The organism is Salmonella enterica subsp. enterica serovar Typhimurium str. LT2, from assembly GCF_000006945.2.
In the GTDB taxonomy this organism is placed as follows: domain Bacteria; phylum Pseudomonadota; class Gammaproteobacteria; order Enterobacterales; family Enterobacteriaceae; genus Salmonella; species Salmonella enterica.
The window spans coordinates 3,609,711-3,619,759 of record NC_003197.2; the positions used below are offsets into that span (position 1 = coordinate 3,609,711).

Annotated in this window: 9 protein-coding genes, 1 pseudogene and 16 other annotated features; of the genes and pseudogenes, 6 read left to right on the plus strand and 4 right to left on the minus strand. The window is 54.0% G+C overall.

Features of this window, described 5'->3' with window-relative positions; genetic code table 11:
• Window positions 1-119: 119 nt before the first annotated feature.
• Window positions 120-125, plus strand: a ribosome-binding site (putative RBS for yheS; RegulonDB:STMS1H003461).
• Window positions 120-2,037, plus strand: a protein-coding gene (yheS, locus tag STM3459; RefSeq protein NP_462363.1) for a putative ATPase component of ABC transporter. Within the gene, window positions 130-2,037 belong to an annotated coding region; the region does not span the whole gene. Its footprint overlaps the feature before it by 6 nt.
• 67 nt (window positions 2,038-2,104) lie before the next feature.
• Here yheS and STM3460 read toward each other — a convergent pair.
• Window positions 2,105-2,340, minus strand: a pseudogene (locus STM3460) (pseudogene; in-frame stop following codon 15).
• A gap of 82 nt (window positions 2,341-2,422) precedes the next feature.
• The gene (locus STM3461) for a putative cytoplasmic protein (RefSeq protein ID NP_462364.1) occupies window positions 2,423-2,745 on the minus strand. Within the gene, window positions 2,423-2,734 belong to an annotated coding region; the region does not span the whole gene.
• Window positions 2,740-2,745: a ribosome-binding site (putative RBS for STM3461; RegulonDB:STMS1H003463), on the minus strand. It overlaps the preceding gene by 6 nt.
• Before the next feature lie 186 nt (window positions 2,746-2,931).
• Here STM3461 and yheT point away from each other — a divergent pair.
• The 3 genes from yheT to prkB all read left to right on the plus strand — a co-directional run bounded on the left by yheT (window position 2,932) and on the right by prkB (window position 5,135).
• Window positions 2,932-3,999, plus strand: a complete 1,068-nt coding sequence (yheT, locus tag STM3462; RefSeq protein NP_462365.1) for a putative hydrolase — start codon at window positions 2,932-2,934, stop codon at window positions 3,997-3,999.
• A 7-nt stretch (window positions 4,000-4,006) separates the two neighbouring features.
• Complete coding sequence (gene yheU / locus STM3463) at window positions 4,007-4,084, plus strand: putative cytoplasmic protein (protein NP_462366.4); 78 nt, start codon at window positions 4,007-4,009, stop codon at window positions 4,082-4,084.
• A 170-nt stretch (window positions 4,085-4,254) separates the two neighbouring features.
• Window positions 4,255-4,260 (plus strand) — a ribosome-binding site (putative RBS for prkB; RegulonDB:STMS1H003464).
• Window positions 4,255-5,135 (plus strand): putative phosphoribulokinase gene (gene prkB / locus STM3464; RefSeq protein NP_462367.1). Within the gene, window positions 4,266-5,135 belong to an annotated coding region; the region does not span the whole gene. Its footprint overlaps the feature before it by 6 nt.
• 95 nt (window positions 5,136-5,230) lie before the next feature.
• Here prkB and yhfA read toward each other — a convergent pair.
• Window positions 5,231-5,803 (minus strand): putative inner membrane protein gene (yhfA, locus tag STM3465; RefSeq protein ID NP_462368.1). Within the gene, window positions 5,231-5,635 belong to an annotated coding region; the region does not span the whole gene.
• Window positions 5,645-5,650 (minus strand) — a ribosome-binding site (putative RBS for yhfA; RegulonDB:STMS1H003465). (Overlaps the previous gene by 6 nt.)
• Window positions 5,714-5,734: a protein binding site (putative binding site for CRP, RegulonDB: STMS1H000123), on the minus strand.
• Window positions 5,720-5,733, plus strand: a protein binding site (putative binding site for CRP, RegulonDB: STMS1H000077). Its footprint overlaps the feature before it by 14 nt.
• Window positions 5,750-5,758 (plus strand) — a -35 signal (putative -35_signal for crp; RegulonDB:STMLTH004592).
• On the opposite strand from yhfA, the gene crp reads away from it, so the two are divergent.
• Both crp and yhfK read left to right on the plus strand, forming a co-directional pair.
• Window positions 5,750-6,575, plus strand: a protein-coding gene (gene crp / locus STM3466) for a catabolite activator protein (CAP) (RefSeq protein ID NP_462369.1). Within the gene, window positions 5,943-6,575 belong to an annotated coding region; the region does not span the whole gene. The genes yhfA and crp overlap by 54 nt on opposite strands.
• Window positions 5,774-5,782 (plus strand) — a -10 signal (putative -10_signal for crp; RegulonDB:STMLTH004592). It overlaps the preceding gene by 9 nt.
• Window positions 5,779-5,787 (minus strand) — a -10 signal (putative -10_signal for yhfA; RegulonDB:STMLTH004591). Its footprint overlaps the feature before it by 4 nt.
• Window positions 5,795-5,803: a -35 signal (putative -35_signal for yhfA; RegulonDB:STMLTH004591), on the minus strand.
• Window positions 5,800-5,820, minus strand: a protein binding site (putative binding site for CRP, RegulonDB: STMS1H000098). Its footprint overlaps the feature before it by 4 nt.
• Window positions 5,804-5,824: a protein binding site (putative binding site for CRP, RegulonDB: STMS1H000086), on the plus strand. It overlaps the preceding feature by 17 nt.
• Window positions 5,929-5,934 (plus strand) — a ribosome-binding site (putative RBS for crp; RegulonDB:STMS1H003466).
• Window positions 6,576-6,623: 48 nt before the next feature.
• Window positions 6,624-8,711, plus strand: a complete 2,088-nt coding sequence (gene yhfK / locus STM3467; RefSeq protein ID NP_462370.1) for a putative inner membrane protein — start codon at window positions 6,624-6,626, stop codon at window positions 8,709-8,711.
• 42 nt (window positions 8,712-8,753) lie between these two features.
• Here yhfK and argD read toward each other — a convergent pair.
• Window positions 8,754-10,041, minus strand: a protein-coding gene (argD, locus tag STM3468; protein ID NP_462371.1) for an acetylornithine transaminase. Within the gene, window positions 8,754-9,971 belong to an annotated coding region; the region does not span the whole gene.
• Window positions 9,977-9,982: a ribosome-binding site (putative RBS for argD; RegulonDB:STMS1H003467), on the minus strand. It overlaps the preceding gene by 6 nt.
• Window positions 10,015-10,023, minus strand: a -10 signal (putative -10_signal for argD; RegulonDB:STMLTH004593).
• Window positions 10,033-10,041 (minus strand) — a -35 signal (putative -35_signal for argD; RegulonDB:STMLTH004593).
• Window positions 10,042-10,049 lie beyond the last annotated feature (8 nt).

A 10,049-nucleotide genomic window follows, 5' to 3' on the forward strand; every position in this document is an offset into this window, starting at 1 on the left:
CAAAGGCGGCCTGAATGATTTTGTGTATCGTTGTTGTTTTGAGCTACCATTGCGCTCCAGCGCGGCGGTACGCCCGAATATTACATTATCATAATGATAAATTAACATAGTCTGAACATACGGCGCCTTATGATTGTTTTCTCCTCGTTACAAATTCGTCGCGGCGTGCGCGTCCTACTGGACAATGCCTCGGCTACCATTAATCCAGGCCAGAAAGTCGGCCTGGTGGGTAAAAACGGCTGCGGTAAATCTACCCTGCTGGCATTGCTAAAAAATGAAATCAGCGCCGATGCCGGGAGTTTTACCCTGCCCGGAACCTGGCAATTAGCGTGGGTGAATCAGGAAACACCTGCGTTGCCTCAGCCAGCGATTGAGTATGTCATTGACGGCGACCGTGAATACCGGCAGCTGGAGGCGCAGCTTAACGACGCCAACGAACGTAACGACGGACATGCTATCGCCTCCATACATGGCAAGCTGGACGCCATCGACGCATGGACCGTTCGTTCGCGCGCCGCCAGCCTGCTACACGGTCTCGGCTTCTCTAACGATCAGCTGGAACGTCCGGTCAGCGACTTTTCCGGCGGCTGGCGGATGCGCCTTAACCTGGCCCAGGCGCTGATTTGCCGTTCCGATTTACTGCTGCTCGACGAACCGACCAACCACCTCGATCTGGATGCCGTCATCTGGCTGGAAAAATGGCTGAAGAGCTATCCGGGCACCCTGATTCTGATCTCCCACGATCGCGACTTTCTTGACCCGATAGTGGATAAAATTATCCATATCGAACAACAGACTCTGTTCGAGTACACCGGCAACTACAGCGCGTTTGAAGTTCAGCGCGCCACGCGCCTGGCGCAACAGCAGGCGATGTATGAGAGTCAGCAGGAGCGTGTGGCGCATCTGCAAAGCTACATCGACCGTTTCCGCGCTAAAGCGACCAAGGCCAAGCAGGCGCAAAGCCGTATCAAGATGCTGGAGCGTATGGAGCTGATTGCGCCGGCTCATGTCGACAACCCGTTCCATTTCAGCTTCCGCGCGCCGGAAAGCCTGCCGAACCCGCTGCTGAAGATGGAAAAAGTCAGCGCAGGTTATGGCGATCGCATCATTCTGGAATCCATCAAGCTGAACCTGGTGCCCGGCTCGCGTATCGGCCTGCTGGGTCGCAACGGCGCGGGGAAATCGACGCTGATCAAGCTGCTGGCGGGCGAACTGGAACCGTTGCACGGTGAAATCGGCCTCGCCAAAGGCATTAAGCTCGGCTACTTCGCCCAGCACCAACTGGAGTTCCTGCGCGCCGATGAATCCCCGCTGCAACATATGGCGCGTCTGGCGCCGCAGGAACTGGAGCAGAAGCTGCGCGACTATCTCGGCGGCTTCGGTTTCCAGGGCGACAAAGTAACGGAAGAGACGCAACGTTTCTCCGGCGGCGAGAAAGCGCGCCTGGTACTGGCGCTGATCGTCTGGCAGCGTCCAAATCTGCTGTTGCTCGATGAACCGACCAACCACCTGGATCTCGACATGCGTCAGGCGCTCACCGAAGCGCTGATTGATTTCGAAGGCGCATTGGTCGTCGTGTCGCACGACCGCCACCTGATTCGCTCCACCACTGACGACCTCTATCTGGTTCACGACAAAAAGGTCGAACCGTTCGACGGAGACCTGGAAGATTATCAGCAATGGCTGAGCGACGTGCAGAAACAGGAAAACCAGGCCGACAACGCGCCGAAGGAAAACAACGCCAACAGCGCTCAGTCACGCAAAGATCAGAAGCGTCGCGAAGCCGAGCTACGCACTCTGACGCAACCGCTGCGTAAAGAGATTACCCGTCTGGAAAAAGAGATGGAAAAGCTCAACGCCCAACTGGCGCAGGCGGAAGAGAAGCTTGGCGACAGCAGCCTGTATGACCCAAGCCGTAAAGCGGAGATGACCGAGTGTCTGCAACTGCAGGCCAGCGCCAAATCCGGGCTGGAAGCGTGTGAAATGGCATGGCTTGAGGCGCAGGAGCAGCTTGAGCAGATGATGCAGAACGACTAAGAGCCTATCCCATTAGGCTATTTTATTCGCCATTTTAGGGCCGGGCAGTGCTCGAAATCCTCACGTACTATGTGTACGCTCCGGTTTCTGCGCGCTGTCCGGCCCCAAACTGGCTTCAACAATTACGCCTACGGGGATAGGCTCTAACGCACGGGGCGGACGATGAACCTGTCTATCACCGATGACATTACCTTCCGCAAGCTCACCATCTTAATGATGCTTGTGGAGAAGGGCAACATCGCCCGTACCGCCGAGGCGCTAAACACGCTGGAAGAGAACGTTCGTGGTCCGCTGTTCGTCCATAAAGGCCTCTTAGGTACTCGCCCCGGTATAAAGATTACCGTTGCGGTCAGCAGCACCGGAACAGAAGCCTGCGTTATGTGATTTAGCGGCAAAGGTTGCCGTGATTTATTTTCGTCAGCGCGTCGTTCACGCCAAATAATGTAAACGTCACCTCATCAACGCCAAGATTTTTCAGACGCGCAGTGTGTTTTTTAATATAAGCCTGCGCCGTTTCTTCGGATTCAAACAAGTAAATACCGCCAGCTTGCTGGTTTTTCTCGCTTTCTGTCCAGATTTTCCAGATGAAGCCCGGCTCCTCATTGATAGACTCCGCCAGCCCGACCAGTTGCTGAGTCATCTCCTCGCCAAAAGGGCCGCTAAAGTTAAAATGGATCTGTAAAAGTGTCTTCGACATGCCTTCTCCTTGAGTCGCATAACTATCGTGTTGCCACACTACCACGATTAATTCGGCTGATGCAGAGGTTCACGCGATTTCTGTGGGGTATTGCGCGCGCCTTGCATACTGCCCTCTCTGGTGAAATGAGGCGCAATTTTATTTCGCCAGACGACCAATTGAACGTAAAATCACATATTGACTAATCTGTGAACCTTATGCGCGGTATAGTATTGTTTCCAATTATCAATTGTTCTGGTGCTATGGTTGAGATCACGTCCACAGAAATGACCCCGCCTGTCAATGACTCGCATGAATTTATTCCCATGCGTGGCATTCGTAATCGCCATTTACAAACTATGCTGCCGCGTTTAATCCGCCGCAAAGTGAAGTTCAACGCCCACTGGCAGCGGCTGGAGCTACCGGACGGCGATTTTGTCGATCTGGCATGGAGCGAAGATCCGCAACAGGCAAAGTATAAACCGCGGCTGGTGGTCTTTCACGGTCTGGAAGGCAGCCTGAACAGCCCCTATGCCCACGGGCTGATTGAGGCGGCGCAAAAGCGCGGCTGGCTAGGCGTGGTGATGCACTTTCGCGGCTGTAGCGGCGAGCCCAACCGTCTGAATCGTATTTACCACTCCGGTGAAACGGAGGATGGAGCCTGGTTTTTACGCTGGCTACAGCGGGAGTTCGGCGCCGTTCCGACAGCCGCCGTGGGCTATTCGCTCGGCGGTAATATGCTGGCGTGCCTGCTGGCGAAAGAAGGCCGCGATATTCCCATCGAGGCGGCGGTAATTGTTTCTGCACCTTTCGTTCTCGAAGCCTGTAGCTACCACATGGACAAAGGGTTTTCCCGCGTCTATCAGCGTTATTTGCTTAATCTGTTAAAAGCGAATGCGTCACGCAAGCTGGCGGCGTACCCCGGGTCGCTGCCGGTGAATCTGGCGCAACTGAAATCAATGCGCCGTATTCGCGAGTTTGACGACCTGATCACCGCGAAAATTCACGGCTTTGCCGACGCCATCGACTACTATCGTCAGTGTAGCGCCATGCCGTTGCTTAACCAGATTGCTAAACCGACGCTGATTATTCACGCTAAAGACGATCCGTTTATGGATCATCATGTGATCCCTAAAGCGGAAGATCTGCCCCCGCAGGTGGAGTATCAGCTGACTGAGCATGGCGGACACGTAGGATTTATCGGCGGTACGCCGTTGCGCCCTGAAATGTGGCTGGAACGCCGAATTCCTGACTGGCTGACAACGTACCTGGAGGCGTCATCATGATCATTCCCTGGCAGGGGCTCGCCCCCGACACGCTGGACAACCTGATCGAAAGCTTTGTGTTGCGCGAAGGCACCGATTATGGTGAACATGAACGTTCGCTTGAACAAAAAGTCGCTGACGTAAAACGCCAACTGCAATCCGGCGAGGCCGTGCTGGTATGGTCTGAATTACATGAAACGGTCAATATTATGCCGAAAAAGCAGTTTCGCGAATAAAACGCCTTTGCCGACAATACATTATTACTAAAGCTCAATCATGGAGTTGCCATGTCAGCCAAACATCCGGTGATAGCAGTAACAGGGTCAAGCGGCGCGGGGACCACCACCACCAGCCTCGCGTTTCGTAAAATTTTCGCGCAGTTAAATCTGCACGCCGCCGAGGTGGAAGGCGACAGTTTTCATCGTTACACCCGCCCGGAAATGGATATGGCGATCCGCAAAGCGCGTGACGCCGGGCGGCATATCAGCTATTTCGGGCCTGAAGCCAATGACTTCAGCCTACTGGAACATACCTTTATTGAGTACGGGCAGACGGGTAAAGGCCAGTCGCGTAAATATCTGCATACCTATGATGAAGCCGTACCGTGGAATCAGGTTCCCGGCACGTTTACGCCCTGGCAGCCGCTACCCGAACCGACCGATGTGCTGTTTTATGAAGGACTGCACGGCGGCGTCGTCACCCCGCAACATGATGTCGCGCGTCATGTTGATCTGTTGGTTGGCGTGGTGCCTATCGTCAACCTCGAGTGGATTCAGAAACTGATTCGCGACACCAGCGAGCGCGGACACTCCCGTGAAGCGGTGATGGATTCCGTGGTGCGTTCCATGGACGACTACATCAATTACATTACGCCGCAATTCTCGCGTACCCATATCAACTTCCAGCGCGTACCGACCGTCGACACGTCCAATCCGTTCGCCGCAAAGGGTATTCCCTCGCTGGATGAGAGTTTTGTGGTGATCCATTTCCGCAATCTGGAAGGGATCGATTTTCCCTGGCTCCTGGCGATGCTCCAGGGCTCGTTCATTTCTCACATTAATACATTAGTGGTGCCGGGCGGCAAAATGGGGCTGGCGATGGAGCTGATTATGTTGCCGCTGGTGCAGCGATTAATGGAAGGCAAAAAAATCGAATAACCGCGGTGAAATGCCCGATGGCGCTACGCTTATCGGGCCTACGAGATAAAAACGGGTAGGCCGGATAAAGCCACGCCGCCATCCGGCATCACATGTTACGCCGCAATCACTTCATACGAATGGGTAATATTGACCGCTTTTTCCAGCATTAGCGCCACCGAGCAATATTTTTCCGCGGAGAGATCGACAGCGCGCGCGACGGCAGCCTCTTTCAGATCGCTGCCGGTAACGATAAAATGCAGATTAATGTGCGTAAACAGGCGCGGCGCGTCTTCCCGGCGCTCGGATGTCAGCTTCACTTCGCAGTTGGTGACATTCTGACGGCCCTTTTGCAGGATTGATACCACATCAATAGCGCTACATCCGCCAGCCGCCATTAATACCATCTCCATCGGACTCGGCGCTTTGTCACCGGAGTTGCCATCCATTAAAATCTGGTGGCCGGAGGAGGACTCTCCGAGGAACGTGAGCCCTTCAACCCACTTTACACGCGCTTGCATATTTCGTAACTCCAATGTTTCAATTTTCCTGAAAGATTACGCGCATACAACAAAAGTCGCAATGGAAGGCGACCTGGGTCATGCTGAAGCGAGACACCAGGAGACACACGGCGAAAGCTATGCTAAAACAGACAAGATGCTACAGTAATACATTGACGTACTGCATGTATGCAGAGGACATCACATTACAGGCTACAATCTATTTTCGTAGCCCCCTTCCCAGGTAGCGGGAAGTATATTTTTGCAACCCCAGAGACAGTGCCGTTTTCTGGCTCTGGAGACAGCTTATAACAGAGGATAACCGCGCATGGTGCTTGGCAAACCGCAAACAGACCCGACTCTTGAATGGTTCTTGTCTCATTGCCACATTCATAAGTACCCGTCAAAGAGCACGCTGATTCACCAGGGTGAAAAAGCAGAAACGCTGTACTACATCGTTAAAGGCTCCGTGGCAGTGCTGATCAAAGATGAAGAAGGGAAAGAAATGATCCTTTCTTATCTGAATCAGGGTGATTTTATTGGTGAACTGGGCCTGTTTGAAGAAGGCCAGGAACGCAGCGCCTGGGTACGTGCGAAAACCGCATGTGAGGTCGCTGAAATTTCCTACAAAAAATTTCGCCAATTAATCCAGGTCAACCCGGATATTCTGATGCGCCTCTCTTCCCAGATGGCTCGTCGCTTACAAGTCACCTCTGAAAAAGTAGGTAACCTCGCCTTCCTTGACGTCACCGGGCGTATCGCTCAGACGCTGCTGAATCTGGCGAAACAGCCCGATGCCATGACGCACCCGGATGGGATGCAGATCAAAATCACTCGTCAGGAAATCGGCCAGATCGTCGGCTGCTCCCGCGAAACCGTTGGTCGTATTTTGAAAATGCTGGAAGATCAAAACCTGATCTCCGCGCATGGCAAGACCATCGTCGTCTACGGCACCCGTTAATTCCGTCAGAATGGCGCGTTTTATCATGCGCCATTTTTGTTTGCATCGATGTGGCGAAGACTGATTTATCACCCAGAGATTAATTACGCACTACGGCAAACGCTGGTGCTGTGCCTGCCTGTGGCTGTTGGTTTATTAATAGGCCAGCTACACCTGGGCTTGCTTTTCTCTCTCGTTCCCGCCTGCTGCAACATTGCAGGTCTGGATACCCCGCACAAACGCTTTTTTAAACGCCTGATCATCGGCGCGTCGCTGTTCGCCGGATGCAGTCTGGTAACGCAACTTCTGCTGGCGGAATCCATCCCCCTGCCGTTGATCCTGACCGGCCTCACGCTGGTGCTTGGCGTGACGGCGGAAATTAGCCCGCTTCACGCGCGGCTACTGCCAGCATCGCTGATTGCCGCCATCTTTACCCTGAGCCTTGCGGGATACATGCCCGTCTGGGAGCCGCTGCTCATTTATGCGCTGGGCACGCTATGGTACGGCGTGTTTAACTGGTTTTGGTTCTGGCTATGGCGCGAACAGCCGCTGCGCGAGTCATTGAGTTTGTTATACCGTGAACTGGCCGATTATTGCGAAGCGAAATACAGCCTGCTCACCCAACATATCGATCCGGAAAAAGCGCTGCCTCCCCTGCTGATACGCCAGCAAAAAGCGGTCGATCTCATTACCCAGTGTTACCAACAGATGCATATGCTTTCGGCGCACAACAATAATGATTACAAGCGTCTACTACGGGCTTTTCAGGAAGCGATGGATTTGCAGGAGCACATCTCCGTCAGCTTGCATCAGCCGGAAGAGGTACAGAAACTGGTAGAACGCAGCCATGCGGAAGAGGTGATTCGCTGGAATGCGCAAACGGTCGCCGCCCGTCTGCGCGTGCTGGCGGATGACATTCTTTATCATCGTCTGCCGACGCGCTTCTCCATGGAAAAACAGATTGGCGCTCTGGAGAAGATCGCCAATCAGCATCCTGAAAATCCGGTAGGCCAGTTCTGCTATTGGCACTTCAGTCGAATCGCCCGTGTGCTGCGTACTCAGCGACCGCTGTACGCCCGCGACCTGATGGCCGATAAACAGCGTCGTTTGCCGCTACTTCCGGCGCTGAAAAATTATATGTCTCTTAAATCGCCGGCGCTACGCAACGCCGGACGCATCAGCGTGATGATGAGCATCGCCAGTCTGATGGGCAGTGCGTTGCACCTGCCTAAACCGTACTGGATACTCATGACGGTGCTGTTTGTCACCCAAAACGGCTATGGCGCGACGCGCGTACGTATTCTGCACCGTTCGGTCGGAACGCTGGTCGGCCTGGTGATTGCCGGCGTCACGCTGCACTTACATATTCCCGAAAGCATTACGCTGGCGGTCATGCTGGTACTAACGCTGGCAAGTTATCTGATTATTCGTAAAAACTACGGCTGGGCGACGGTCGGCTTTACGGTGACGGCGGTATACACCATCCAGTTACTGACGTTAAACGGAGAGCAGTTTATTGTGCCGAGGCTGATCGATACGCTGATTGGCTGTTTAATTGCCTTTGGCGGCATGGTCTGGCTGTGGCCGCAATGGCAAAGCGGGCTATTACGTAAAAACGCCCATGATGCGCTGGAAGCCGCTCAAGAAGCTATCCGACTGATCCTCAGTAACGATCCGCAGGCCACCCCGCTCGCTTATCAAAGAATGCGGGTCAACCAGGCGCATAACACGTTATTCAACTCGTTAAATCAGGCAATGCAGGAACCCGGATTCAATACCCACTATCTGTCGGATATGAAACTATGGGTCACGCACAGCCAGTTTATTGTCGAGCATATCAACGCTATGACGACGCTGGCGCGGGAACACACCATGCTGACGCCGGATCTGGCGCAGCGCTATCTGGAATCTTGCGAGATTGCGATTCAGCGCTGCCAGCAGCGCCTGGAGTACGACAGGCCAGGCGGCTCCGGCGATGTCAATATTCTGGAGTCGCCGGACATGCCGTCACATGGCTTATTGAGCACTCTGGAACAACATTTACAGCGCATCATCGGCCATCTGAACACCATGCACACCATTTCGTCGATGGCCTGGCGTCAGCGTCCGCATCACGGTATCTGGCTGAGTAAGCGGCTACGGGATACAAAAGGTTAAGACCGACCGCCGGATGCGCTACGCTTATCCGGCAATCCGCCATCAGGCCACCACCTTCCCTACCGCCTGCGCAAAGCGCTGCATTCCTTCATGGATATCCGCCTCTTCCACCACCAGCGACGGGGCAAAACGCATCACGTCGGCTCCGGCATTGAGCACCATCACGCCGGCCTCCGCGCCTGCGTACAGAAAATCGCGCGCCCGACCTTTGTACTTCGGCTTCAGTTCCGCGCCAATCAGCAGCCCCATGCCGCGAATATCGCTGAAAATGTCAAATTGCTCGTCAATCGCCTGCAAATGTTGCACAAACTGTTGCCGCTTAGTGTGAATGCCTTGTAGTACCTCTGGCGTATTAATAATATCGAATGCCGCGCCAGCCACCGCACAGGCCAGCGGATTGCCGCCATAGGTTGAACCATGCGAACCTACATGGAAGGCCGAGGCTATTTCCTGCGTGGTCAGCATGGCGCTCACCGGAAAACCGCCGCCTAACGCTTTGGCGCTGGTGAGGATATCCGGCGTGACGCCGTAGTGCATATAGGCAAACAGGTCTCCGGTGCGCCCCATCCCACACTGCACTTCATCAAACACCAGCAACGCCTGATGCTCGTCACACAGGTCGCGTAACCCTTTGAGGAATTCCGGTGTAGCCGCCTGCACGCCGCCTTCACCCTGAATCGGCTCGACCACCACCGCGCAGGTGTGGTCATCCATTACCGCTTTCACCGCATGAAGATCGTTGAAGGGAACGTGAATAATATCGGCGGGTTTCGGCCCAAAGCCGTCGGAATATTTCGGCTGCCCGCCTACAGAGACGGTAAACAAGGAACGGCCATGAAAAGCGTTATGGAAGGCAATGATTTTCGTTTTGAACGGGCTATGGCGCACGCAGGCATAATGACGCGCCAGTTTAAAAGCGGTTTCGTTCGCTTCGGTGCCGGAATTCATAAACAGCACGCGCTCGGCAAACGTGGCGTCGATCAGTTTACGTCCCAGACGCAACGCTGGTTCATTGGTAAAAACGTTACTGGTATGCCACAAGGTTTCCCCCTGGGATTTCAGCGCCTCGACCAGCGCCGGATGGCAATGGCCCAGCGCAGTCACTGCAATCCCGCCGGCGAAATCAATATACTCTTTGCCCTGCTGATCCCATACTCGGCTGCCTTTACCTTTGACCGGAATAAAGTCCGCCGGTGCATAAACAGGCAGAATCACCTCATCAAAAGTTGCGCGCGTAATAGCCGTTTGTTCAGTTGCCATATCATTACCACCCGGTTAAGTAGAAATGCCAGTGAAATTATAATCACAAAATATGAATAAAAAATCACTCAATAGCAA

Bases quoted from the DNA above. Each gene is read 5' to 3' on its own strand.
- yheS (NP_462363.1), top strand. From the start codon at position 130: ATGATTGTTTTCTCCTCGTTACAAATTCGTCGCGGCGTGCGCGTCCTA.
- crp (NP_462369.1), top strand. From the start codon at position 5,943: ATGGTGCTTGGCAAACCGCAAACAGACCCGACTCTTGAATGGTTCTTG.
- argD (NP_462371.1), bottom strand. From the start codon at position 9,971: ATGGCAACTGAACAAACGGCTATTACGCGCGCAACTTTTGATGAGGTG.
- yhfK (NP_462370.1), top strand. From the start codon at position 6,624: ATGTGGCGAAGACTGATTTATCACCCAGAGATTAATTACGCACTACGG.
- yhfA (NP_462368.1), bottom strand. From the start codon at position 5,635: ATGCAAGCGCGTGTAAAGTGGGTTGAAGGGCTCACGTTCCTCGGAGAG.
- STM3461 (NP_462364.1), bottom strand. From the start codon at position 2,734: ATGTCGAAGACACTTTTACAGATCCATTTTAACTTTAGCGGCCCTTTT.
- yheT (NP_462365.1), top strand. From the start codon at position 2,932: ATGCGCGGTATAGTATTGTTTCCAATTATCAATTGTTCTGGTGCTATG.
- prkB (NP_462367.1), top strand. From the start codon at position 4,266: ATGTCAGCCAAACATCCGGTGATAGCAGTAACAGGGTCAAGCGGCGCG.